25 protein-coding genes are annotated in these 24,689 nt (G+C 70.2%); 11 read left to right on the top strand and 14 right to left on the bottom strand.

All coding sequences use genetic code 11. The features are described from left to right. Positions 1-32 precede the first annotated feature (32 nt). The gene (locus ABD743_RS34870) at positions 33-779 is read left to right on the top strand and encodes a CDP-alcohol phosphatidyltransferase family protein (RefSeq protein WP_344727438.1); all 747 of its coding nucleotides are present in this window, start codon (positions 33-35) and stop codon (positions 777-779) included. Positions 780-941: 162 nt separating this feature from the next. After that, positions 942-2,558, top strand: a complete 1,617-nt coding sequence (locus ABD743_RS34865) for a sulfatase-like hydrolase/transferase (RefSeq protein WP_344727437.1) — start codon at positions 942-944, stop codon at positions 2,556-2,558. A 19-nt stretch (positions 2,559-2,577) separates the two neighbouring features. Here ABD743_RS34865 and ABD743_RS34860 read toward each other — a convergent pair whose 3' ends face one another. Further along, positions 2,578-3,957, bottom strand: coding sequence for an MFS transporter (locus ABD743_RS34860; RefSeq protein ID WP_344727435.1), 1,380 nt, complete (start codon positions 3,955-3,957; stop codon positions 2,578-2,580). 898 nt (positions 3,958-4,855) lie between these two features. Here ABD743_RS34860 and ABD743_RS34855 point away from each other — a divergent pair. Further along, on the top strand, positions 4,856-5,980 hold the full coding sequence (locus ABD743_RS34855) for an inorganic phosphate transporter (protein ID WP_344727433.1): 1,125 nt from the start codon (positions 4,856-4,858) through the stop codon (positions 5,978-5,980). Between the two features lie 15 nt (positions 5,981-5,995). Further along, on the top strand, positions 5,996-6,229 hold the full coding sequence (locus ABD743_RS34850) for a hypothetical protein (RefSeq protein WP_344727431.1): 234 nt from the start codon (positions 5,996-5,998) through the stop codon (positions 6,227-6,229). 20 nt (positions 6,230-6,249) lie between these two features. Here ABD743_RS34850 and ABD743_RS34845 read toward each other — a convergent pair whose 3' ends face one another. Then, positions 6,250-7,077, bottom strand: coding sequence for a MerR family transcriptional regulator (locus ABD743_RS34845; RefSeq protein WP_344727429.1), 828 nt, complete (start codon positions 7,075-7,077; stop codon positions 6,250-6,252). A gap of 49 nt (positions 7,078-7,126) precedes the next feature. Then, on the bottom strand, positions 7,127-7,696 hold the full coding sequence (locus tag ABD743_RS34840) for a sigma-70 family RNA polymerase sigma factor (RefSeq protein WP_344727427.1): 570 nt from the start codon (positions 7,694-7,696) through the stop codon (positions 7,127-7,129). 65 nt (positions 7,697-7,761) lie between these two features. On the opposite strand from ABD743_RS34840, the gene ABD743_RS34835 reads away from it, so the two are divergent. Genes ABD743_RS34835 through ABD743_RS34825 form a run of 3 tightly spaced genes read left to right on the top strand, consistent with a single transcriptional unit; the run spans position 7,762 to position 9,850 of the window. Next, a complete protein-coding gene (locus ABD743_RS34835) occupies positions 7,762-8,616 on the top strand; it encodes a zf-HC2 domain-containing protein (protein ID WP_344727425.1) in 855 nt (284 codons plus the stop codon). 5 nt (positions 8,617-8,621) lie between these two features. Further along, complete coding sequence (locus ABD743_RS34830; protein WP_344727422.1) at positions 8,622-9,143, top strand: MauE/DoxX family redox-associated membrane protein; 522 nt, start codon at positions 8,622-8,624, stop codon at positions 9,141-9,143. Further along, entirely contained in the window at positions 9,143-9,850 is a 708-nt protein-coding gene (locus tag ABD743_RS34825) for a DsbA family protein (protein WP_344727419.1), read from the top strand. The genes ABD743_RS34830 and ABD743_RS34825 overlap by 1 nt, the downstream gene beginning before the upstream one ends. A 92-nt stretch (positions 9,851-9,942) precedes the next feature. On the opposite strand, the gene ABD743_RS34820 is transcribed toward ABD743_RS34825, so the two are convergent. After that, entirely contained in the window at positions 9,943-10,515 is a 573-nt protein-coding gene (locus tag ABD743_RS34820; RefSeq protein ID WP_344727417.1) for a histidine phosphatase family protein, read from the bottom strand. Between the two features lie 82 nt (positions 10,516-10,597). Here ABD743_RS34820 and ABD743_RS34815 point away from each other — a divergent pair, with 82 nt between their 5' ends. The 3 genes from ABD743_RS34815 (at position 10,598) to nicT (ending at position 13,962) form a co-directional block, all read left to right on the top strand. After that, positions 10,598-10,816 (top strand): CbtB domain-containing protein, encoded by a 219-nt coding sequence (locus ABD743_RS34815; protein WP_344727415.1) that lies wholly within the window; start codon positions 10,598-10,600, stop codon positions 10,814-10,816. 13 nt (positions 10,817-10,829) lie between these two features. Beyond that, the gene (locus ABD743_RS34810) at positions 10,830-11,564 is read left to right on the top strand and encodes a CbtA family protein (RefSeq protein WP_344727413.1); all 735 of its coding nucleotides are present in this window, start codon (positions 10,830-10,832) and stop codon (positions 11,562-11,564) included. Between the two features lie 1,264 nt (positions 11,565-12,828). Continuing rightward, complete coding sequence (gene nicT / locus ABD743_RS34805; protein ID WP_344727411.1) at positions 12,829-13,962, top strand: Nickel transporter NicT; 1,134 nt, start codon at positions 12,829-12,831, stop codon at positions 13,960-13,962. Between the two features lie 10 nt (positions 13,963-13,972). On the opposite strand, the gene ABD743_RS34800 is transcribed toward nicT, so the two are convergent. From ABD743_RS34800 to ABD743_RS34755, 10 genes are all read right to left on the bottom strand, one after another. Next, positions 13,973-15,397 (bottom strand): MFS transporter, encoded by a 1,425-nt coding sequence (locus tag ABD743_RS34800; RefSeq protein WP_344727408.1) that lies wholly within the window; start codon positions 15,395-15,397, stop codon positions 13,973-13,975. Positions 15,398-15,536: 139 nt separating this feature from the next. Further along, positions 15,537-16,409, bottom strand: coding sequence for an alpha/beta fold hydrolase (locus ABD743_RS34795; RefSeq protein WP_344727405.1), 873 nt, complete (start codon positions 16,407-16,409; stop codon positions 15,537-15,539). Positions 16,410-16,465: 56 nt separating this feature from the next. Then, on the bottom strand, positions 16,466-17,143 hold the full coding sequence (locus ABD743_RS34790) for a response regulator transcription factor (protein ID WP_344727402.1): 678 nt from the start codon (positions 17,141-17,143) through the stop codon (positions 16,466-16,468). Beyond that, the gene (locus ABD743_RS34785) at positions 17,140-18,309 is read right to left on the bottom strand and encodes a sensor histidine kinase (protein WP_344727400.1); all 1,170 of its coding nucleotides are present in this window, start codon (positions 18,307-18,309) and stop codon (positions 17,140-17,142) included. Before ABD743_RS34785 ends, ABD743_RS34790 begins: the two co-directional genes overlap by 4 nt. An 81-nt stretch (positions 18,310-18,390) precedes the next feature. Beyond that, positions 18,391-18,804, bottom strand: coding sequence for an MmcQ/YjbR family DNA-binding protein (locus ABD743_RS34780; RefSeq protein ID WP_344727398.1), 414 nt, complete (start codon positions 18,802-18,804; stop codon positions 18,391-18,393). A 309-nt stretch (positions 18,805-19,113) separates the two neighbouring features. After that, a complete protein-coding gene (locus ABD743_RS34775; protein WP_344727396.1) occupies positions 19,114-19,647 on the bottom strand; it encodes a hypothetical protein in 534 nt (177 codons plus the stop codon). 336 nt (positions 19,648-19,983) lie between these two features. After that, complete coding sequence (locus ABD743_RS34770; RefSeq protein WP_344727394.1) at positions 19,984-20,760, bottom strand: S1 family peptidase; 777 nt, start codon at positions 20,758-20,760, stop codon at positions 19,984-19,986. 89 nt (positions 20,761-20,849) lie between these two features. Continuing rightward, the gene (locus ABD743_RS34765) at positions 20,850-22,022 is read right to left on the bottom strand and encodes an acyl-CoA dehydrogenase family protein (protein ID WP_344727392.1); all 1,173 of its coding nucleotides are present in this window, start codon (positions 22,020-22,022) and stop codon (positions 20,850-20,852) included. A 156-nt stretch (positions 22,023-22,178) separates the two neighbouring features. Next, positions 22,179-22,655, bottom strand: coding sequence for an anthrone oxygenase family protein (locus ABD743_RS34760; protein ID WP_344727390.1), 477 nt, complete (start codon positions 22,653-22,655; stop codon positions 22,179-22,181). Further along, complete coding sequence (locus tag ABD743_RS34755; protein ID WP_344727388.1) at positions 22,652-23,536, bottom strand: NAD(P)H-binding protein; 885 nt, start codon at positions 23,534-23,536, stop codon at positions 22,652-22,654. The genes ABD743_RS34760 and ABD743_RS34755 overlap by 4 nt, the downstream gene beginning before the upstream one ends. Positions 23,537-23,678: 142 nt before the next feature. Between ABD743_RS34755 and ABD743_RS34750 the strand changes: the two genes are divergently transcribed. Beyond that, positions 23,679-24,653 carry an AraC family transcriptional regulator gene (locus ABD743_RS34750; RefSeq protein ID WP_344727386.1) on the top strand — a complete coding sequence of 325 codons (975 nt, stop codon included), beginning with the start codon at positions 23,679-23,681 and terminating at the stop codon, positions 24,651-24,653. The last annotated feature ends 36 nt before the right edge of the window (positions 24,654-24,689 follow it).

The raw sequence follows: 24,689 nt of genomic DNA, 5'->3' as shown, positions 1-24,689 counted from the left end.
GATCCGTGCTGAGAGGTGTGTACACAGGCTCGATGACGACCGTAGCCCGGCCGCAGACCACCCAGCAGCAGGCCGTGGCGGCAGGCGCGCATGTCGTCCTGCTCGTCACGTTGTCGGCGTGCGCCGGCCTCGGCCCGACCGGTCTGGCCGCCGGTTTCGCGTACATCGTGGGGCTATGCGGGCTCCTCACCGGCGCAGTTCGCCGGGCCGAAGCCACCAGGCTCGGGCCGGCCGATCTCGTCACACTGACGAGAGCGGTGCTCGTCGGGGCCGTCACCGCGATCGTCGCGGATGCGCTGTTCCGGAGCAGCCACACGCCTGTGGCGCTCCTCGTCGCCCTGGCCGCCACGGCGCTCGCTCTCGACGCGGTCGACGGCCAGGTCGCCCGGCGCAGCGGTACGGTCTCCGCGCTGGGCGCCCGCTTCGACATGGAGGTCGACGCGTTCCTCGTCCTCGTGCTGAGCGTGTACGTCGCCACGCTCATGGGGCCGTGGGTGCTCGCCATCGGCGTCATGCGCTATGCATTCGTCGCGGCGAGCTGGATGGCGCCGTGGATGCGGTCGGCTCTGCCCACGAGGTACTCCGCCAAGACCGTGGCCGCGTGGCAGGGAATCGCCCTCGTCGTGGCCGCGAGCCAGGTCCTGCTGCTCCCGCTCGCCATCGTGGTGGTGTCGTCGGCGCTGGCGTCACTGGTCTGGTCGTTCGGGCGGGATGTGGTGTGGCTGTGGCGTCACGCCGACGTCCCCCAGGTACCGGAGCCGCGACGCCAATCGGTCTGACCCACACGCGCACAGAAGGAAAGTTCATTGCCGGACGACCTGACATCGGATGACGACCCCGCAGGCTCGCCTTCACACGACGACGGCGGAGCGGACGAGGCCGGCGGTCGCGGCGGGGAAGCGGCACCAGGAGCCGGCCGCCGCGGAGGTGGCCGCCGGGTAGTGGCGGGAGTTCTCACGGCACTGGCCGCAGTGCTCGTGTTCGCCGCCCTCGTCGTCCCGAACCAGCTCGGTGGCCTCACGCCGGGCTCGTTCGTGCGCATCCCGGTGGAGGCGCTCGTCGGTGTCGCGCTCGTCCTCGTCCTGCCGGCGCGGGTACGGCGGCCGGTAGCGGCGCTCGCCGGCGTCGCCCTCGGCCTGCTGACCATCCTGAAGATCATCGACATGGGCTTCAACGCGGTGCTCGCCCGGCCGTTCAACCCGGTGATCGACTGGCCGCTGGTCGGCGCGGGCCTCGACTTCGTCAAGGGCTCGCTCGGTGAGATCGGGGCGGTCGGCACCGTGATCGCGGCCGTTGTTCTCGCGGTCGTCCTGCTCGTCCTCATGACGATGGCCGTGCTGCGCCTGTCCGGGCTCGTGGTGCGGCGCAAGATCATCGCGGCCCGCACCGTCACGGTGTTCGCTGCGGCGTGGATCACCTGCGCGCTGCTCGGCACGCAGATCGTCCCGGGCGTGCCGCTCGCCGGCACGAGCGCCGCGGGCCTCGCCTACGACCATGCCGTCGAGGTACGGGCGGGTCTGCTCGACCAGCAGGCGTTCGCCGAGCAGGTGGCCGCGGACCCCTTCCGGAACACCCCACCCGACCAGCTTCTGACGGCGCTGCGCGGCAAGAACGTGCTGTTCGCCTTCGTCGAGAGCTACGGGCGCAGCGCCGTGGAGGACCCTGATCTCGCGCCGCAGGTCGACGCCGTGCTCGACGACGGCACCCGCCGGCTCGCCGCGGCCGGGTTCAGCGCCCGCAGCGCCTTCCTCACCTCGTCGACGTCGGGCGGATCCAGCTGGCTCGCCCACGCCACGTTCCTGTCCGGCCTCTGGGTGGACAACCAGCAGCGCTACGACACCCTCATCTCGAGCGACCGCCTGACCCTCACCAGCGCCTTCCATCGTGCGAACTGGCGCACCGTCGCCGTCATGCCGGGCACCACCGGTGACTGGCCGGAAGGGAAGTTCTACGGCCACGAAGAGGTGTACGACTTCCCGAGGCTCGCCTACCACGGTCCGGACCTCGGCTGGGCCACCGTGCCCGACCAGTACACCCTCGCGGCCCTGCAACGCGCGGAGCTCGCGAAGCCGGGCCACCCGCCGGTGATGGCGGAGATCGCCACCGTCTCCAGCCACGCACCCTGGCCGTTCATCCCGCCGGTGATCGACTGGGACAAGGTCGGCGACGGCTCGGTCTACACGGCACTGGCCGCGGGCGCCGGCCCACGCGACGCCGTGTGGGCGAAGGGCACCGAGGCCGTGCGCGCCGCGTATCGGCAGTCGATCGAGTACTCGATCAACACCCTCGTCTCCTACCTGGAGAAGTACGGAGACGACAACACGGTCCTCGTCTTCCTCGGCGACCACCAGCCCCTCTCGCTCGTCACCGGGGAGGGCGCGAGCCACGACGTCCCGATCACGATCGTCGCCCGGGACAAGACCGTGATGGATCGGATCTCCGGATGGGACTGGCAGGACGGTCTGAAGCCGGGCCCACAGGCTCCGGTCTGGCGCATGGACTCCTTCCGTGACCGGTTCCTCACCGCCTTCGGACCGCAGGAAGCGCGCATTCACTGACCGCGCCCCGCCGCTACTGCTACGCGGCACCGGGCAGTGCGGCGCCCAGCTCGCCGGCGTCGACGCCGGCACCGGTGTGGAGGTAGACCAGCGAGCCAAGGCTGATCAGCGAGATGCCGATGACCCAGACCCCGATGTAGAGGCCGTTGCCGGTGGCGGCGAGCAGGGCCGTGGAGGCAACGGGGGCGATGACTCCGCCGAGCACGCCGGCCAGCTGCAGGGCCAGGGATGCGCCGCTGTAGCGGACCTGAATCGGGTAGAGCTCGGCGAGCAACGTGGCCTGGGGCCCGTTGGCCACGCCGACGGCGAGGCCGAACACGGCGAAGGCGATCACTGCGGCGGGCAGTGAGCCGGTGTCGAAGAGCAGGAAGAACGGGATCGCCCAGGCGGCCATGGCCAGCAGACCGCAGACGCTCAGGCGGCGGACTCCGAGGTGTTCGGCGGCGACGGCGGACGTGCGGATGCCGAGGATCAGTCCGATTCCGGAGATGCCGGCGAGAATGAGCATGGTGGTGACCGGCAGGTGCAGGACCTGCTGGCCGTAGGGGATCAGATAGACGTAGAGCAGCAGCCCGACCGACGGCGAGGCGGTGACCACCAACGTGCCGAGCACGAGTTCGCGGGGGTGGGCGCGCAGGAGTTCGGCGATTGGAAACCGGGCGAGGGTGCGATTTGCGCGGACCTGGGTGAATGCGGGGCTTTCCCGCAGCCGGACGCGGATGATCAGTCCGGTGATGATCAGGGCGGCCGAGAGCAGGAACGGGATGCGCCAGCCCCAGGCCTGGAACTGGTCGGCGGGCAGCAAGGTGGTGAAGGCGAGCAGGATGACGGTGGCCAGGATGAGCCCGGCGGGGTTTCCCATCTGTGGGAGTGAGCCGTAGACGATGCGGCGCCGGGGCGGGGCGTTCTCCACGGCCATGAGCACCGCACCGCCCCATTCCCCACCGAAGCCGAATCCCTGGATGACTCGGCATGCCACGAGCAGGATCGGGGCGGCGACGCCGATGGTGGCGTAGGTGGGCAGCAATCCGATCACGAAGGTGGCGCCACCAGCGGTGAGCAGGGAGACCACGAGCAGCCGTTTGCGGCCGATCCGATCACCGAAGTGGCCGAACACCAGCGCGCCGACCGGGCGGACCAGGAATCCCGCGAGGAACGTGCCGAGCGCCGCCAGGGTGCCCGCGACCGGGGAGAACGACGGGAAGTACTGCGGGCCGAACACCACGCTCGCGGCCAGCCCGTAGAGGAAGAAGTCGTAGTACTCGATGGTCGTTCCGATGAGACTCGCCGCCGCGGCCCGTCGCGCCTGAGGCGAGGGACGTGCCGATTCTCCGGGTCCGGGCGGTTTCCGACGTCCTGGTGTCCGCGCGCGACCGGCCCCCTCGACTGCATCGGCCATGAGAGATCCCTTCACGATCCATCGATGATTGATTTCCCCCGTACTGAGACGCTCAGCGTACTGAGCAAATTTACTGACAAGCAAATGAGACGAATCTCGTTCCATCAATTGTCCGGTTATCACCCGCAGCTCACCTCCTCCCCGGTTCGCGAATTTATGGACGCCTGACCGAGAGGCATCGAACGATGATTCGGACATCAGGCCATACGCAGCAAAACCCTTTCGCGAAATTGGGAGAATTTCAGCGGAACACCCGCAGTGGAGTCCGCGCCGCACGGCAGGAGACCTCCCGCGTGTCCGATACGGCAACTCGATCATGATCCCTCGACCGCGGAGAGGCGGTAGTTCATGACCGAGATCTCAGGGCACGTCAGGCCACCAAGACCTCTCGGATCCGTTCACCGCCCGCCGAGCGAGCGACATCCGCTCCGTCACAGTGCCACCGAGACTGCAGTTCCAGCCGCATAGGGGATCGAGCGATCCGGGGGAAGCGCTCGTCGTCATCGGCAATCAGGCACGTCGCGGCACTCGTTCAGCATTGCAGTGATCGGCCCGGCGAGGGTCGGCGGTCCGGGCTGGCACCCAGTGCGGGTTCCCGCCAACCGGTAGAGCGGATGCCCGCAGGCCGTGACGACAGAGGAGTAGGCACAGCGCACTCTCATGGGGGCTGGGCCACAGTGATTGCCAACACGATGACAGTCCATCTCCACGCCTCAGCCCGTGATCCATTGCGGGTCGTTGAACGCAATACCTTTCGGCATACGACGGAATATCATCCGTAGCGTCGGCCCACCGCGCACAGCCACGTCCGTTCGCCGCGTGTTCACGTCCCGTTAACCTACCCGCCGTACCGTTCGCCAAACCCCGGCAAACGGCATTGATCCACGAAGGGCGCGCCATGTCGACAATCGTCATCGCAGTCGTGATAACCGCGCTCATCTTCGATTTCACCAACGGCTTCCACGACACCGCCAATGCGATGGCGACCTCGATCGCGACGGAGGCCCTGCGTCCGAAGGTCGCGGTGATCCTTGCCGGCATCCTCAACTTCATCGGCGCATTCCTGTCGGTCGAGGTCGCCAAAACGATCTCCAGCGGGCTCGTCGACGACACGCAGATCACTCCGGTGGTGATCTTCGCCGGCCTGGTCGGCGCCATCTTGTGGAACCTCCTGACCTGGCTGCTCGGCCTGCCGTCCAGTTCCTCGCACGCCCTGTTCGGCGGTTTGATCGGCGCCACCTGGGTGGCGGCCGGATCGAATGCCATTCAATTTGCGAACGTGATCAGCAAAGTTCTGCTCCCCCTCGTCCTCTCACCGATCATCGCCGGCGTCATCGCCCTGGCCGGCACCTATTTCGCCTACCGGATCACGCGCCGGGCCAAGGAAGCCACAGTTAAACGTGGATTCCGGGCGTCGCAGGTCGTCTCGGCCTCGATGGTTGCGCTCGCCCACGGCACCAACGACGCGCAGAAGACGATGGGAATCATCACGCTCACCCTGATCACCGCCGGCACGTTGCCGTCCAACTCGGCTCCGCCGTTCTGGGTGATCTTCGCGTGCGCCGTCGCGATCGCCGTGGGCACCGCACTCGGCGGGTGGCGCATCATCCAGACCATGGGCAAGCGCATCAGCGAGATCCAGAGCCCGCAGGGATTCACGGCCGAGACCTCGAGCGCCGCCGTCATCCTGACCTCGGCGCACCTGGGCTTCGCACTGTCCACCACGCAGGTCTGCACCGGCTCGATCTTCGGTGCCGGCGCGGGCCGGAAGCTGGCATCGGTGCAGTGGGGAGTGGCGGGACGGATGGTGACGGCCTGGGTGATGACGCTGCCCGCGGCCGCCATCATGGGAGCCGTCGCCGCGTGGGTGGCCGGTAGCGGCACCGTGGGCACGATCGTCGTCGCCGTTGTCGGAATCGCCATCTCCGCCGGTATCTACGCTGCGTCCCGCCTCCGTCCGGTCAACGCCCACAACGTCAACGACGTCCCGGCACCGCAGCCCGCGCCTGCCACGGCCGCATAGCGGGAGGAGCCCACCATGCACATCGCCTGGGATTCCATTCTGGTCGTCTTCGTCGTGTCCTTCGCCGCCGCTGTCGCGGTCGTGGTGCTGGTGTCCTTCGCTCTGGTTGCGCTGTCAGCCCGGGAGAGCGCAAGCGCCGAAGGACCCTCCGCCCGGATCGGCGTAGGCAGCAGCACAGCCATCGCCGGAATCTGTCTCACCGCCGCTGCCGCGATCGTCCTGTACGGGCTCTACCTGATCGTGGCGTAGGCCTGAGGGATCCGGGTCCGTCATCGCGCTACGTCGATGGGGACCTGGAGTTCGGTCACCCACTCTGCGTGGTCCGGCGGACAAGCGAGCGCGAGCTCACGCGCGTGCTGAGCCGTCATGCGGTGACCGTTGGCGTCGAGCCATCGGGCCAGCGCCTGCACGGTGGGCAGCACGTCGTCCGGGGAGCCGCAGTGCACGATGGTGGCGGCGCGGGCGACCCCGGCCAGGACGACCAGGTTCGCGGCTCCGGCACGGTCGACGTCCGCCGCGACCGGCAGCCCCGCGTGCACCACGACCGCGCCGCTGCCCGGCACGTCCTCGTACCGGGTGACGGCCGGCCCGGCCGCCACCACGCCGGCGGCGTCCAGGTGGCTGCGCAGTTCGTCGTAGAGGGCGTCGACGACCGGCCTGAGCTCCCGCGGGTCGAAGCTCCCGCTGGTACCGGTCAGCTCGGCCACGCGTAGGACAGGAAGGCTCTTGACGACGACGGCGTCAGTGGGCACGAGGTTCTCGCTCTCGATCGTCCGGAGCCTCGCCTCGACCATGGCCAGCCGGGCAGCTGCCTCGGCCACGGCCGTCTCGAGCTCCGCCCGCCGTAGCCGCAGCATCCCGCGTAGCTCCTCCGCGCTCACGGCGTCGTGCACGATCGATCCGATCTGGTGGAGCCCGAAGCCGAGCTCCTTCAGCGCGACGATGCGGTTGAGCTGCGTGAGCTGCTCGGCCTGGTAGTAGCGGTAGCTGCTGGCCGGATCGACGTACGCGGGACGCAGCAACCCGATGGCGTCGTAGTGACGCAACATACGGACCGACACCCGGCCGTGCTCGGCGAAGTCTCCGATGGTGAACATGACGGCTCCGAGTAGAGGGCCTCACACGGTGGGAGGGTCAAGCTCCGGTTCAGCTGCCGCTGTATCGCCTGCGCGGATGCGTCTGCAGCGCCGCGACCAAGTCCTCCCGGGCCCGCGCGACGCGCGACCGGATCGTGCCGATCGGGCAGCCGCACACTTCCGCTGCCTCGGCGTAGCTGAGATCGAGCACCTGGGTCAGCACGAAGGCCTCCCGTCGGTCGGGGTCCAGCGCGGCCACCAGGAGGCGGAGCAGGATCTCGCCCTCGGCGGGGCCGCGCACCACCATCGGGTTGTCGCCCAGCGTCTCCCACGTCTCGATGCCGTCGGTCCGCGGGCGGCGCCGTGCGCGGCGCACCGCGTCGGCTGCGGCCCTGCGGGCGATCGACAGGAGCCAGGTGCGGGCGGGCGCCTCTCCCGCGAAGCGGTGCAGCGATCCCAGCGCTCGCAGATACGTCTCCTGACGCAGGTCCTCGGCATCGGCCGGGCCGCTCAGATGGCTCAGGAAGCGGTGTACGTCACGCTGGGTGGCACGGATGAACGCCGCAAGTGCGTCGGCGTCGCCCTGTCCGGCCGCCAGCGCCCATGCGGTGATCTCGCTGTCGTCCGCCCGATCCGCCACGCCTCGCACCGTAGATGGCGTGTCTCACGGGAACCACGCGGCCCTCGGCAGCGACCATTGTGTGCATGGGAACGGATTGGCGATCGGGCAGCCAGGAATCCGACCTCGATTGCCGGCAGTGTCGCGAGGCGGTCTCTGCCCGGCTGGACGGGGAGGATCCGCCCGGCGGGGCCGCCGGAGCGGAGCGAGCGGATACGCACCTGGCGACCTGCTCCGCGTGCCGCGCGTTCGTCGACGATGCCGCGCACATCACGCGGCTGGCGCGCACCCGGGCGGTGGAGGAGGTCGCCGACCTCACGCCCGCGCTGCTCGTGGCGTGGACGGACGCTGCGCCGGTGCGGGAGGAAGCTGCCACGGAGCACAGGCGCCACGCGCGCAGACGACGGTGGGCCCTCGACGTCGTCCGCGGCGGGCTGGGTGTGGTCGCGCTCGGGCAGCTCAGCCTCGCCGGGGCGAGCATCGTTGCCACCGGGGGTGACGAGACCCACGTCGCGATGCCCGGCATGGGACTGAGCGGCGCCAGCGCAGCCCACTTCTCACACGAGAGCGCGGCCTGGAACCTCGCACTCGGTGTCGCGTTCGGCTGGGTGGCGCTGGGCCGGTTCCGGCCCAGCGCGGGGCTCGTTCCCATGATCGCCGCGTTCGTCGGCGTGCTCACCGCGTTGAGCGTTCCGGACCTGGTCGAGGGCCGGGTCGACCCGAGCCGGCTGGTCGGGCACGGCGTCGTCGTGATCGGACTGGTGCTACTGCTCGTGTTCAGAATCCTCCAGCGCGACGACGGCGGCAGAACCGCGGGTTCAGGCGGCGAAGCAGGTCGTTCCCCCGTCCCCGGCCACCTCTTCGGCTCACTCATCCCCGTACGCGGGCCCGACGGTCGCGGCGGGCGAGGGCTGGAACCGACGGGTCGTCGCGCGGCATGACAGACGTGTCGAATCCCACTGAGCGGCCCGGCCGCTCCCTCCGGTCGTCCGGCGAGCCCGTTGTCGGTTGGTTGCTCACCGTGGGTCGTCTCATCGTCGGCGGCGTGTGGATAGCCGCAGGTGTGGCAAAGGTGACGGACCTGGACGCCTCGGTACGAGCGGTGCGCGCGTACCGGCTGCTGCCCGAGATCGCCGCACAGGTGATCGGCGCGGGTCTCCCGCTCGTGGAGATCCTGCTCGGCATCCTGCTCGTCGTCGGTGTCGGCATCCGGGCGTCGGCAGTCGTATCGTCGGTACTGATGGCGGCGTTCGTCGTCGGGATCGCCTCCGCATGGGCGCGGGGGCTCCGGATCGACTGCGGATGCTTCGGTTCGGGCGGCGAGCTCGCCGCCGGCGCGGACCCCACCTACGGCTGGGAACTCGCCCGCGACGGCGCGCTCCTGCTCATCTCGCTCTTGCTCGTGATCCGGCCACGGAGCCGGATCGCCCTCGACGGGCTGCTCACGGCCCGGAAGGAGACCGCCTGATGCCATCGGGCAGCGCGAGCCGGCGCAACCGCCCGGCGCGCGGCAGCGTGGCTGCTGCACGCCGCGGGCCGTCCACCGGAATCATCATCGCCGTCGTCGTGCTCGTCCTGTTCGCAGGCGCCGTCGGGTTCGGCATCTACCGCGCCCAGCGCGGCTCCGGTGACGTCCCCGTCCCGGCCGGCGGGACGAGCACCAGCATCACCGTCGGGCAGGCGAGCGCTCCCGCGACCATCGACATCTACCTCGACTTCCAGTGCCCGATCTGCAAGCAATACGAGACGCAGGCCGGCCCCACGATCGACAAGCTCGTCGCCGCGGGGCAGGCCAAGGTGGTCTACCACCCGGTCGCCTTCCTGGACCGCTTCTCCTCCACCCAGTACTCGAGTCGCTCGTCAGCGGCGTCCGCCTGCGCGGCCGACGCGAAGGTGTTCCCGCAGTACCTCACGCTCCTCTACGCCAACCAGCCTCCCGAGAACGGCGACGGCCTTCCCGAGAGCCAACTGGTCTCGCTCGGGCAGCAGGCAGGGGCGGGAGGCGACTTCGCGCAGTGCGTGCAGGACAACCACTACGCGAACTGGACGAAGTCGGTCACCGACGACGCGTCCAGAGCCGGCGTCAACGGCACGCCGACCATCAAGGTCAACGGCACGGACGTGGGTATGAGCACCGACGCCCTGACGTCCGCGGTGGCGGCGGCTCAGCGCTGAGGTGAACCGGGCAGGTCACGCGAGCAGTCCATCCGTGGCCGTGGCGTCCCGGATGGTGCCGACCGGTCATCGGTGATGCCGCCACCCGGCGCTCAGGGCGCGCGGCTCAGCGGGACGGCCGTGGCGCGCACCGTCCACCGATCCCCGCCGTGACGGATGTCGGTGAGCGTCATCGGCCCCGGGTCGATCCGCCAGAACGCCGCGGCCGGAGCGTCCAGCACCGTGACGACCGCGGCCCGAACGACGGCCGGCGCGCACACGGCGAGCGTGTGTCCCGACGGCAGGCCCGCCATCCACCGCTGGACGCGGGCCAGGAGCGCTGTGAGCGCCTCTCCTCCGTGCGGCGCGGCGTCGGGCTCCGTCAGCCAGGCGGCGACGTCGTCGGGGCGCTCGGTTGCCACGTCGTCGAGCGTCCGACCGGACCACGACGCCAGGTCCCAGTCCCGTAGCAGCGGATCCACCGTGCCGTCGAGACCGAGGATGGAGCAGGTCTCACGGCAGGCCCGTTCCGGCCCGTGGCGCACCCGGTCGGCGCGTGGCGAATGCCCCCGCCCCGCCTCGGCCCAGGCCCGGCCGCGCCCGTCGAGCGGCTCGTCGCCGGAGAACGCGGCGGCCGCAGTGGCAGCCGTGGGGGCCGAGGTGAGAAACGTGGCGCGGCGACTCATACCTTGACACCTCGCAACGGCGGCAGAACACTCACCTGATCAGTTCATCAGATGTGCAAACGATGGCCAAGGAGGACCACCCATGACGCAGGCCGCCGCACGCCCGTCGATCACCGGTGTCGTCCCCGCGCCGATCCCGCTGCGCGAGATCGCCCCGTGGGCACTGTTCGGTGGGGTGATCCTGTTGGCCCTGCTCTACCTCGTCGGCCTCGACCAGGGGGCGACGTCGGTGTTCCCCGGCGAGATGCTGCACGAGTTCGTCCACGACGGCCGGCACCTGCTCGGCTTCCCCTGCCACTGATCGGCAGGCTGCAATGGTGAGGTCGCTGCTGGTCCGCGGGATGCTGGCCGGCGTGGTCGCCGGATTGATCGCGTTCGTCTTCGCCCGGGTGTTCGGCGAGCCGGCCCTCGAGGGCGGCCTCGCGTTCGAGCACGGCGCCGCCCACGCGGCGGGTGAGCACGGCGGCGAGGAGCTGGTCAGCCGGGGTGTGCAGAGCAACATCGGACTCGCGGTGGCGTACCTGATCTACGGCGTCGCCGTGGGCGGCATCCTCGCCCTGGTCTACGCCACGGCCCAGGGCCGGCTCGGCCGGCTGGGCGCGCGCGGCACGGCCGTGGTCGTGGCGCTCGTCGGGTTCGTCTCCGCGGTGCTGGTGCCGTTCCTCAAGTACCCGTTCAACCCGCCCGCGTCCACGCTCCCGGAGACCATCGGCGTGCGCACCGGGCTCTTCGTCGTCCTGCTCGCGGTGTCGGTGGCCCTGGCAGTGGCCGCCGTGGCGCTGTCCCGCCGACTCGCCGCCACCCTCGGCTGGTGGAACGCCGTGCTCGTCGCAGCGGGCGCCTACGTGGTGCTGGTGGGACTGGTCGCCTCCCTGATGCCAACCTTCGTCGAAACCCCGCCCGACTTCCCCGCCACCGTGCTCTACGGATTCCGTGTCGCCTCGCTGGGCGGGCACGTCGTGCTCTGGACTGCATTGGCACTCGTCTTCGCCGCACTGGTCCATCGCGCCGCACAACCGGCCTCCCGCGAGCCGTCGACAGTCCACTGAGCCGGGGCGGCGCCCTCATGATCATCGGTTGGGGGCGTTCAGCCGCGCTATCGGCGGTCACATGCCCCGAAACGGGGATCATGACCCGCAACGCGGGGAGCTTCAGGCCCACGGTCGAGCCCCGCCACACCTCTCCGGTACACACCCGGCGCCGCTGATCAGCCACCGCTCGCGGGCCTCATGATCACCGTTTGGGGACGCCAAGCCGCACCAGTAGCGGCTGCAGGTCCCGAAACAGCGATCATGATCTGCAGCGCACGGGCTCCCAGCCCGCGGTCGCAACCCGACACCGCTCCGGAGGCGCACCCGCAGACCATGATCACCCGCCGCCCCGGCCGCACCCTCATGATCACCGATTGGGAACGCACGGCCGCACCAGCAACGGCTCCAGGGCCCGACACGGCGATCATGGCTGCACCAGAGGGAGGGCGGGCCGCGGGGTCGCGACCGGGGCGCCGCCGGGCGCCCACGCGTGGAGCCAGTCGCGCCCACACCCAGCTGGGGTCCGACGCCCCTCTGGCTACACGCACACGGATCCCCGGCCCCGGCGACTCATGATCACCAATTGGGGCCGCCCAACCGCACCAGCGGCGGCTTCAGGTCCCGAAACGGTGATCATGGCTCGCACCACACGGAACCCACCCCGCGACCACGCTGGGAGCCCGCCTCCGCCTCCGCCGAGCCGACCACCCGCTCCAGGCGGCTCGATCACTTCATGATCACCAGTTTGGAACGCTCAGCCGCACCATCGACGGCTCCCGGTCCCGAAACGATGATCATGACTCGCACCACGGGGCGCCGGGGCTGGTAGTCGTCAGCACAGAACCCCGGTAGTGCCGTTGCCGCGCTTCCCGCGCCATTGATCACACGGTCAGTCACGGCGTGGCCGGCTGACGCTCCGGATACGGAGAGTGCGCGGAGCCCGCCGCACGCGACGAGCCCCGCACCCGGTCCGATGTCGAGCTGCCAGAACGATCACCGGAGTGCAGTCGATGCTGCCAGCAACCCGGATCTGTTGCAAGTTACTGGCAACTACTCCGCACTGGCGACCGGTACGCCCGGCGCGTACAGGACTTATAGGACCAATACGAAATAGCACACATTATTGGTCAGGTCGCCCAAAGTCGCGCCATTCCGCAGTGGGATGGCAATCACCAACTACTTGCAGAAGGATGGGCCTGGTCGTAACTTCGGCCCCGACGAGCACTCTCCATCCGGAACCACGCTCGCGACTCCCCACGCCCCCGTGTCCGGAAAGGCCGGCATGACAATTGAAGGCGTCTCCCCCGCGGCGTCACGCTGGGCGCGCATCAGCAGCGCTCTGAACCGTCAGGATCAGCGCTCCGTGCTGGGAATGGGCGGTTTCATCGTACTGTTGCACGTCATCGGCTTCGGGGTTCTGTTCGCATTCGTCGTGCCCGCCCGCTTCGATCTGGGTGAGTCGGGGATCTACACGGTCGGCATCGGTGTTCTGGCTTACACCTTCGGCCTCCGGCATGCCTTCGACGCCGACCATATCGCGGCCGTCGACAACACCACTCGGAAGCTGCTGACGGATCGAGTGGACGGGGAGCGCCACCCGCTCTCCGTCGGTTTCTGGTTCTCCCTCGGCCACTCCACGATCGTGTTCCTCCTGACGTTCCTCCTCTCGGTCGGCGTCAGGGCACTCGCCGGGCAGGTGGAGGACGACTCCTCCGAGCTGCATTCGATCACCGGGATCATCGGCGCCTCCGTCTCCGGGGTGTTCCTGTGGGTCATCGGCGTCATCAACCTCGTCGTCCTCGCCGGCATCGTCGCGATCTTCCGACGGATGCGCCGCGGCGACTTCGACGAGCACGAGCTCGAGGAGCAGCTCAACAACCGTGGCCTCATGAACCGGTTCCTCGGGGGCCTGACCAAATCGATCACCAAGCCGTGGCAGATCTATCCCGTGGGCGTGCTGTTCGGGCTCGGATTCGACACCGCCACCGAAGTCGGCCTGCTGGTGCTGGCCGGCGGGGCCGCGGCGTTCAGCCTGCCCTTCTACGCGATTCTGGTGCTGCCGATCCTGTTCGCAGCCGGAATGTGCCTGATGGACACCGTGGACGGCGTCTTCATGAACTTCGCCTATGGCTGGGCATTCGCCAAACCGGTCCGCAAGGTGTTCTACAACATCACGATCACCGCGATCTCGGTGGCGGTCGCACTCATCATCGGAACGATCGAGCTGGTGTCGGTCATCGTGGATCAGGCGGGAATCAGCTCCGGTCCGCTCGCCGCGATCGCGTCCATCCCCCTCGACTACGCCGGCTACGGCATCGTCGCGCTGTTCTTCATCTCGTGGCTGGTGGCGCTCGCGGTGTGGCGGCTCGGCCGGGTCGAGGAGAAGTGGTCCACCCACCTCCGCGACGCCGCATGAACGAACGTCGCTACGGCTGATGCGACCGGCCCGCCCGCCCGCCGGCCACGGACCGTTGCTCCTCGGTTCGCGGTCGCGGCGTGCGGACGAGCGCGAAGACCAGGGCCGCGCCCACGAAGGCGACGCCGCCCGCCACCGCGTAGCTCGTGTTGAGTGCTGCCGCGACGGACGGGCTCGGGCCCGTGACGCCACCGGGCGCCAGTGCCGAGAACACGGCCCCGAGAAGCGCAACCCCGATCGCGAGGCCGAGTTGGCGGGCCGAGTTCAGGGCGCCGCCCGCCATGCCGGCCCGCTCGTGCGGCACCGCTCCCATCACCGCCGACGACAGCGGCGGCAGCGACAGGCCCGCGCCCAGTCCGATGCACACCATCCCGGGGATCAACACGGTTGCCGCGGAATCGGGATGCACCCGGGCCTGCAGGAAGGCGCCCAGTGCGATGAACAGCAGCCCTAGCGACACCGAGTAGCGCGGTGCGATCGCGTGCCCGAACTTCCCCATGAGGAGGGGCACCACGAAGGACACGAGGCTCATCGGCATGAACACCAGGCCGGTCGCGACCGGGCCGAGGGCGAGACTGCTCTGCATCCACAGGGACGCGTACGGAAACATCGCCCATGCCCCCGCCGACAGCAGGGCCGCGCCGGTGACCAGGCCGACGAACGTACGGTTGCGGAACAGCGCGAGGTCCAGCATCGGCGCGGCCGCGCGACGCTCGACGGCGATGAAGGCCCCCAACGCCACCACGGCGAGCACGAGTGGTGCCCAGACCTGCGGATCGGTCCAGGAGACCTCGCTGCTGCGGATGAGACCGTAGGTCAGCCCCGCTGCCGTCACCGTGAATGCAGCGAGACCCGGCAGATCGAGCCGGCGGTAGCGCGAGCCGTGGTCCTGGGCGATGGCGCGCCAGGTGATCACGATGGCCACGACGGCGACCGGCACGTTGACCGCGAAGATCCATTCCCAGCCGAAGTGCTGGGTCAGCAACCCGCCGATGATCGGGCCCGCCGCCGCGGCAGCCCCGTTGACGGCGCCCCAGACGCCGAAGGCGACTGCGCGGTCCCGGCCCTGGTAGGCGGTGCTGAGCAGGGCGAGGTTGGCAGCGAACATCGCCGCCGCCCCCACGCCCTGCACAGCCCTGCCGGTGATCAGCAACGCCGTCGACGGCGCGAGGGCACAGCCCAGCGACGCCAGCCCGAATATCGCGAGCCCCGCGATGTACACGCGGCGGTGCCCCAGCCGGTCGCCCAGCGCGCCGATGCCGAGCAGGCACGCGGCCAGGGTCAGCGCGTAGATGTCCACGACCCACTGCAACTCGCCGAACGACGCACCGAGGTCCGCCGTCATGTCCGGCAACGCGACATTCACGATCGTGACGTCGATCAGCAGCATGAACGCGCCGAGACCGACCGCAGTCAGAGGCCACCACTTGCGCATGCCGTACTCCCGTTGCTGGTCCGGCTGACAGCGCCGGCCCCCAACTCTGCGCCGGGAGCGCCACTGACGGGACCTCGGAACCGCCGATTGGACGGACACCACATTCGGGAAACCCGCAGCGGACGTGCCCGCCGGAGCGTCAGCGGGAGAGTCGGACGAGATCGGTGATGATCTCCTCGACCGCGCCGACAGCAAGGGACAGGTGTCCCTCGTCCGGAAGCAGGTGCGGCTCGGCGCAGGCCACGTGCTCGGCAAGCCACTCGCCATGGGCGTAGGGCACCATCCGGTCCTGACCGCCCTGCCACACCGCGACCGGCACCTGGCCGTCGTCGAGCCGGAAGCCCCAATCCGTCACGAAGGCGAGATCGTCGTCGCGCCACCCCGCCGTACCGGTTTGCAACGCCGTCCGGAACGACTCCGCCAGGTACTCGGCGAACTCGCCCGTGAGCTGGGCCCGGTCGACGTCGGAGACCAGGTCGCCGAAGGCGGCAGCCATGTCGTCGGCCTGCACGTGCGCCAGAGCGGCGCTCTGCGTGTCGAGATAGCCCGTGAGCGTCGCCTTACCCTCGAGCGCCGCGCCGAACTCCTCGAGGTTCTCGACGCCCATCCCGCTCATGAAGTCCAGGCCGTCGGCCCCGTAGGGCGCGACCCCGCCGATCAGGGCTGCGGCACCGCACCGTTCGGGCAACAGCTTCGCGCAGGCCAGTGCGTGCGGACCGCCACCCGACCAGCCCACCGTCAGGAAGCGCTCGGCGCCCAGCGCGTCCAGCAGCGCAGCGACGTCACCGGCGGCGTCGGCCACCGCGCGCCCGGGCAGCGGGCTCGACCGCGCGTACCCGGGGCGGGAGTACATCACCATTCGGAGCCCGTGCTTCGCCGCCGATTCCTGCCACGGCCCGAAGACCACGGCCGCCGAGGGTGTGCCGTGGTGGAGCACCAACGGCATGCCGTCCACGGGTCCGGTGACGACGTACTCCAGGCTCCGGCCGTCGGCCAGATCGAGTGAGGTCATGATCTACAGCACTACCACCGCACGACGCGTCACGGGGCCGTCACCGGCCCACGCGATCACCCGTCCCAACCGGGCCGGACGAGGCCGCTCTCGTAGGCCATGACGACGACCTGGGCGCGGTCGCGTGCCCCGAGCTTGGTCATGGCCCGGCTGACGTGGGTCTTCGCCGTGGTCGGGCTGAGGAACAGGACCTCGGCGATCTCGTCGTTGGTGCGCCCTGCGGCGACGTGCGTGACGACCTCGCGCTCCCGCTGCGTGAGGCTCGCGATGAGCGCGGCCAGCCTGCGGTCGGTGCGTGCGGGACGGGCGCGCGCGGCGAACTCCGCGATCAGTGTGCGGGTGACGGCGGGCGCGAGAAGCGCCTCCCCGCCGTGCACGACCCGGATCGCCTGCACCAACTCCGCGGGCTCGCTGTCCTTCACGAGAAAGCCGCTGGCACCGAAGCGGATGGCGTCGAACACGTAGGAGTCGTCGGTGAAGGTGGTCAGCACGATCACCTTGGTGGCGCCGAGGGCCGGGTCGGCCGTGATCTCCCGGGTGGCGGTCAGGCCGTCGTGGACAGGCATCCGGATGTCCATCAGCACGACGTCGGGACGCAGCTTGCGCGCCTGCGCGGCGGCCACGGCGCCGTCCTCGGCTTCGCCGACCACCTCGATGTCACGTTGCGCGTCCAGCAACGCGCGGAAGCCCGAACGCACCAGCGCCTGGTCGTCGGCCAGCAACACCGTGATCATCGTCCCACCCCTGTGTCCCGCCCAGCCGGCACCGGCAGGTGCGCCCGCACCCGGAACCCACCCTCCGGGCGGGGCCCGATCTCGCTCGACCCACCCAATGCCTGCGCACGCTCCCGCATCCCGGCCACTCCGTTGCCTCCGCCGTCCTCGCCCGCCCACACCTGCCCGGACCCGTCGTCCTCGACCTCCACGGTCAGCCCGTCGGCGCCGTAGCGCAGCAGCACGGTCGCGGTGGCCGGGCCGGCGTGGCGGCGGGTGTTGGTCAGCGCTTCCTGCACGATCCGGTAGGCCGCGCGGTCCACAGCGGGCGGAAGATCGACCACCTCGCCCTCCACCCCCATCTCCACGGGCAGGCCGGCGCTCCGGACGTCAGCCACGAGCGCGTCGAGATCCGCGATCCCCGGCACCGGGTGGTGCGGGGGTTCGGTGTCGACACCGCGGAGCACGCCGAGGGTCGCCCGCATCTCGCGCAGCAGGTCGCGGCTGGACTGCTTGATCGCCGTCAAGGCCGAGCGGGCCTGCTCGGGGTCGTCGTCCATCAGGTAGAGGGCGACCCCGGCCTGCACGTTGATCAGCGACACGTGGTGGCCGAGCACGTCGTGCAGCTCCTGCGCGATGCGGAGCCGCTCGTCACTGCGCCTGCGCAGTGCGGCCTGCTCCTGGGCCGCCGCTGCCTGCACGAGCCGTTCCCGCCTGGCCCGCCACCCCTCGCAGGCTGCGATCACAGCGGCCAGCACCGCGACCCATGCCGCCGCGCCGACGAGCGGGAGCGCACCCGGGTTGCGCAGCATGTGCACCACGACGAGGACCAGCACCGCCGCCGCGGTCGTCAGGTAGGCCGCCCAGCGGTGCCCGGTGAGCACCGCAGAGCAGAGGGCCACCAGCGGGGCAAGGAACACCGGGCCGAACGGGAAGCCGGCTGCCAGGTACGCGGTGACCACCACGACGGTCACGATCAGCACCGCGGACGGGAACCTCCTGCGAGCCGCGAGCGCCACCGGACCGGCCGCCAGCAGCGCGACGCCGAGCGCGTCGAGCGGGCGCGCGGTGGGCTGGTCCCACGCGGCGAACCGGGTGCCGACGAGGGTGATCACCAGGATCAGCGCGGCCGAGGCCGGAACCCACACCATGGCGGACCAGTGCCACGGCCTCGACGAGAACGACACCGGGCAAACGTAGCCATCGGGACCCACCTCGGCGTCCTTCGGCGGGACGACGCTCCCGTACTCCCGCTGCGGTACCGGAGCTCAGGGCTCGGGGCGCACCACGGTTCGGGCCAGAGTCGTGGGTGCGCGCCTGCAGAAGCTCTCCGTGAGCAACTCCGCGATCTCGTCCCAGTCGGGGCTCTCGTCGAGCACCATGCCGACGACGTCCGGCCCCCACGGTGGACCGAAGAACGGATGGCCCGTGCGACGCAGCACCTCGAGCTCGGGCCCTCCGGACCAGAAGGTGAGCACGGTGCTCGGACCGTCGGTCTCCGCCGCGCGGGCGTATGCCGGTGGCCATCCCGCCTCGATCGTGACGACGTGGGCGAAGGTCTGCCGACGGACCCGCCAGCGCACACCGGCCCACGCCGCCTCTTCCCGGGTCTCCGGCAGGGCGAGGCAGACGGCCCGCAGCGGAGTGAGGATCTCGGACGGGACGTCCGCGCCTGCGTTCACGAGTCCCCCTTCGTCAGGCCGCCCCACCTTGCCAGGACCTCGGGATGCCGTCATGGTCCGGCGCCGCCGGCACGTCAGGCGGACCGGCGGATCCGGCCCCACGGCTTGACCACGGCGAGCACCGTGGCCGTGACGAGCAGGGTGATCGACACGACCGGCGGGAAGACCAGCGTGTCCAGGCCCTCCATTGCGTCCTGGCCACCAGCGGCACCGCGGACGGCCGCCTCGTCGAGGCCACCACGCAGCGCGAGCGCGACCGCCGCGTCCCCCGGCCGGCCTGCGCCCGTGGGCGGGTCCTGATCGCTGGCGTCACCGCTGTTCCTTCCGGATGCGTCCCCACGGCTTGTCGACCGAGATCAGGGTGGCCGCGGCGAGCAGCAGGAGATGCCCCGCCGAACCTGTGACCACCAGCCATGCCGCAGGCCCACCCGGGTCATCGGCTGCCGCCGCGGCGCGCTCGACCCACCCGTTCGTGATCCCGACGGCGGACACGATCACGACCAGCGTGAGCACGGTCTTCACGACGACCCACCAGTGCCGGACCAGCCCCCACGGAGTGACGAGGGAGAGCACCAGGCCGGAGATCAGAGTCGCGATCGCCATTCCCGCGATGGTGCGTGTGCCGACGTAGCCCATCAGCGTGTACGCGGCGCCGGCGAGGCCGGGCTCCCGGGTGAGCGCGGCGCTGAGGCCGAGGGTCAGCATCGCGCAGGCCAGTCCGAGCCAGCCGACGCCGACGGCCACGTGCACAGCGCGCAGCACCCGGCGCCGCCGTCCGGTCAGACGGACACGGACGCGGGTGACCGGCGCCCGCCCCACGGGAGTGACGCTCGGTGCGGACATGGAGGCATCGTGCGGTTCCGGACGCGCGCAGTCGTCCCGTCCTGGTCGTCGATGCGGCTGCACCCCAGGGAGTAGTCGGGCTGCCCGCGCGTACTCCCGTTGGGTGGCCGACATCGCCGGCAGGCCAGGCGACTCGCGCACCGAAACATGGCGACCCGCGCAACCCAGCCAGGAAACACGCGCACCTGAAAAAGGCGACTCAGGCACCCGAAAGGGGCGACTGACGCACCGAGACATGGCGACTCGCGCAAAACCGGCCGGGCGACTCATGCATCTCCACCGGAAACCCGTGCACCGAAAAGAGGCGACGCTGGAATGGGACGACTCGCGGGGTGGCTACTGCGTTCGATCCGTGGCGATCTCGTCCTGGATCCAGCTCTGGAGAACGTCGGAACGGGCCGTGGTCTCATCGGACGCGTGGGGACAGGGGGGTCCGCCGATCTCGGTGGAGACCAGTTGGTACGACCCGCCCTTGCCCTCGCTGAAGTAGGGCGCACCGGAGTCGTAGGAGCACGCAGTGGTCAACGAACTGGGGCTGCTCCCCTTCATGAACACCTCGGTGTCGGACACCCGGGACACGGTGAACACGCCGGTCTGCTTGTAGTCGGGCCGGCTCGTCACGTCGCCGTCGGCGTCCGTCGCTCCCCATCCGACCAGCCGGACGATGTCACCGGGGGCCGGTGCGCTACCGCTGATCTGGAGCGGCTCCACGCCCTGCACCCGCTTCGCGAGCCGGGCGAGCGCGACGTCGGCGTGCTCGTCCTGCACGACGTCGACGACATCGAGCGTGGTTCCGTCGTCGCCCGACAAGGTGTCCTGCCCCACCGTGGCGGCGACGGGGTAGCGGGGTGGTCCGCTGACGCGGTTGCGATCACCGTCGTGGAAGCAGTGGCCCGCCGTGATGATCCACTGTGGAGCGATCAGGGCACCCGAACAGGCACTGGCGTACGAGGTGCCGTTGGATTGCACGATCTTCGGCATCGACAACGAGACCGAGAACGGGTAGGCCCCGTTCGGCACCTCCTCCCCATGGGAAATCGCGTGCGCTGGGCCGGCCATGGTCACCACACCGACGGCCGACGTGAGCAGTGCCAGTCCGATGGTGCGCGCCATGGAGGCACGCGAGCTCAACCACATGATCGTTCCTCACGTATCGCCGGGACGGGGAGCAGGTCAGCGGTTCAGGGAGGCGAGCCGCGGGCCTAGACGGTGGTCGCAACGTCGTTCGTGATGCCCAGAAGTGCCTTGCCGTAGACCTCGTAGCCGATGCCGGGCAGCAGCGACGCATGCCGCGCGGCGACGTTGGCGTCCTGCCAGATCTGCTGGAGCGCGCTGGCGTCGGCCAAGCCGGCGGAACCGTGCACGTTGAGCAGGATGTTGATCGCCTCGACCACCTGGCTCGCGGCCAGACCCGCGTCCGCCCGCATCCGCGCCCGCGCCGGGAACTCGGGCTGCTCCCCACGGGCGGCGTATTCCTCGATGTCGTCGGCCGCTCGTCGCGCATGCAGGTGGGCGGTGTCGATCCGCAGCGCGGCATCGGCGAGCTGCATCTGGAACCCGGCGGAGTCGGCCTGCCGGGTGAAGGTGGTGCCGACCATTCTCTTCGTGCCCGCGGCGTCCCGCACGTGTTCGAGCGCCGCACGCCCCATCCCCAGAACCGGGCCGAGAAGCGCCATCCTGAGGATCGGGAACCAGGCCGCGCGATAGGGCACCTCGTGCTCGTACTCGGTGGGGTAGTCGCCCGCGTCCAAGCTCGCCCGCGACATCACACGATGCGCCGGCACGAACACGTTCTCCGCGATGACCGTGTTGCTTCCCGTGGCCCGCATCCCGGCCATGAACCACGTGTCCGAGACCGCGTAGTCCTTCGCGGGGACGAGGGCGAGCCGGACGTCGACGATCTCGCCGCTCTCGTCGACGAGGTTGAACCCCAGCAGCGCCCACTGCGCGTGGAGCGAGCCGGAGACGTAGGTCCACTGCCCCGACAGCCGCACCCCGCCGTCCACGGCGACGCCGCTGCCGGCCGGCGCGATGGAGCCGCAGACCCGTGCCTCCGGGTCGGCCCCGAACACGTCGTCCTGGGTGCGGCCGGGACACAGTGCCACGATCCAGCCGCAGGTATTGGTCAGTGACACCACCCAGCCCGCTGCGCCGTCGCCGTGCGCCACCGCCGCAACCACCTCGAGCAAGGTGCGGATGCCGGCCTCGTGACCCCCGTACCGCTCGGGCAGGGTGACCTTGAACAGGCCGGCTTCCGCGAGAGCGTTGATGCCGGTGTCGGTGATCCGACGATCGGCCGCCCCTTGCGCGGCGTTGCTCGAAAGCAGCGGCCGGAGCGCTTCCGCGCGGGACACAAGTCCGGAACGGTCACTCATCGACGACTCCGCTTTTCCGGCACACCATGTCAACCGGGCTCATCCCTCACAAAATCGTCGCGTGCCGATCCCCTATCAGCAGACTAACAGGAGATCGGCCGCGCAATTCTGCCACCCATTGTCCCAATGTGCCGGGGTCGCAATGGATTGGACAATTCACACCGCGACTGCGAGTGCCGCCGTGGCTGCGGCGCACAGAACCGTGCGGACGTGGTTCCACGCGGTCCAGCGCACGAGGTAGTCGGCCCAGACCGCGGCACCGGCCGGGCTGTCCGGGTCGGCCGCGTCGAGCCGGTTGTTGAGGGGGACGTTCGCCACCATGGTCAGCACCAAGGAACCGACGATGTGGAGCACGGCACCCGCCACGATCCACCCGGTGCCGCTCAGAGCCGAGAACGGCGCGGCCACCGCCAGCAGGAGGCACAGCAGCGGTGTTCCACCGAAGACCACGCCGAACACCGGGTTGAGGATCGCCCTGTTGATCGCCTGCATGGCGGCCGCACCGACCTCCGGGCGCAGCCTGCGCAGACCGGGCATGACCGCGGCCGAGAAGGCGAAGAAGAGGCCGGCCATCACCCCGGACCCGACGGCGGCGACCACGGTGGCGCCCGGAAGCAGTGCGTCGATCATCATGCCACCCGATCTTGGACCAGATCCCCGACAATTGCCTCGAATCGGGTGAGAGATGTGATTTCCGCGGTGCGGGCCGCGAGAGGTGTGATCGTCCCGTCGGACAGGGCCCGCCCCATCTCCACGTGCAGCTGGGCACAGTCCCGCGAGAAGCCGGCCTGCACGAGCGCGTCCACCATCTCCGCATCCGGCAGCCGGACGTACTGCAGGTCGGGGAGACCGATCGCCCCGCCGAGGATGCTCGTGGCCTCGGTATAGGTCAGGTCGCACGGGCCGTGCAGCTCACGCACCTGCACTCCGCTCCAGTCCCGGGCCACGAGCACCGCAGCCGCCGCGGCCGCGACGTCCCTGGTCGCGATCATCGGCACCGGCGCATCGGGCGCCACGGCGTCCGCGTTGACACCGAGGGCCCTGGCCGTGTCCACGACGGCCGTGATGCTCTCGAAGAACACGCCGGGCCGCAGGAAGAGCAGATCGATCCCGTTCAGCCGTCGCAGCCGCTGCTCCTGGTCGTGCAGGCTCGCGATGAACCCCGTGCCCGCAGGGGCGTCGGCACCGATACTGCTCAGCCCCACGACACGCCGGACCCCCGCGCTCTCCACAGCCGCGACGATCGCTTCGCCCAACCGCTGCTGCTCCGCCCGGAAGTTCGCGGAGGTCGGGTCGTAGGGAAGCATCGTGTGCACGGCGTCGGCCCCGCGGAACGCACGCGCCAGGAACTCGGCGTCGGCCGCGTCACCCGCCCACGTCTCGGCGCCGGCCGCGGCGAGCGCTGCCAGTGCACCGGGGTTGCGGCCGATGGCGCGGACCTGTTCCCCCGCCTCCAGCAGTCGCTGCGTGATCTGCCGGCCGACCTGCCCGGTCGCCCCCATCACCGTGATCATGATTGCCTCCGCCTCGTCCGTTGTGCTTGTTCGTCCACTCTCGGGGAGGACTGCAGGACCTTCCATGCTCATGAGTCGTTGATCCATGCTCATTCGTCCAGATCGTCTGGACGATGACACGCGTGCGCCGCACACTCGGCCCGTGCCGTTCGATGACCGTCTCCATGCCGAGGACCCACTCGGGGAGGCGCTGCACTTCCTGCGCGTCACCGGGAGCTTCTACTGCCGCTCGGAGCTCACCGAGCCGTGGGGCCTCACCATGCCTGCGTGGGCCGACTGCGTGTGGTTCCACGTCGTCACCGCGGGCCGCTGCCGGCTGGACGTGGAGGGAGCCGAGCCGCGCTGGCTGCAGCAGGGCGACCTGGCCCTCGTGCCGAACGGACGGGGACACGTGCTGCGCAGCGGATCGGGCGTCATCACGCCGGACGTGACGGGCTTGGAACACGAGTTCCAGAACCGGTACGCGATCCTGCGGCACGGTGGCGGCGGCACCGCGACCACATTGGTGTGCGGGGCCGTGCGGCTCGACCATCCGGCCGCGCACCACATCCTCCCCGTGTTGCCGGTGGTGATCCACCTGAGTCCGTCGGCCTCCCCTCAGACGGAGTGGATGCAGAGCACCCTGCGGCTGGTCGCGGTGGAGGCCGCCGAGATGCGGCCGGGCGGAGAGGCGATCATCACGCGACTGTCGGACATCCTCGTCATCCAGGCCCTGCGTAGCTGGATCGAGACCGACCCCGCGGCTCAGCGCGGCTGGCTCGGGGCGCTGCGCGACCGGCAGATCGGACGGGCGATCTCACTGATCCACCGTGACCCTGCCCGCGACTGGACCGTGGCGTCGCTGGCGAACGAGCTGGCCATGTCGCGCTCGGCCTTCGCGGCTCGCTTCACCGAGCTCGTCGACGAGCCCGCGATGCGTTACCTCACGCGGTGGCGGATGCAGACCGCCCGCACCCTCCTCACCGAGGACGGTGCCACCGTCGCCGAGGTCGCCGGGCGGTTGGGCTACCGGTCCGAGGCCGCGTTCAGCCGCGCGTACAAGCGGGTGATCGGCGTTCCACCCGGCGCGTCGGCACGGGATCGCGATCCCGTAAGCGCCGGCTACCCCGGCGGTTGATCCACACGCCAGAAGGGGTATGAGTCCCCCAACCGG

The organism is Pseudonocardia yunnanensis, assembly GCF_039534065.1.
GTDB lineage: Bacteria > Actinomycetota > Actinomycetes > Mycobacteriales > Pseudonocardiaceae > Pseudonocardia > Pseudonocardia yunnanensis.
This window is presented reverse-complemented; position numbering and strand designations above follow the sequence as displayed.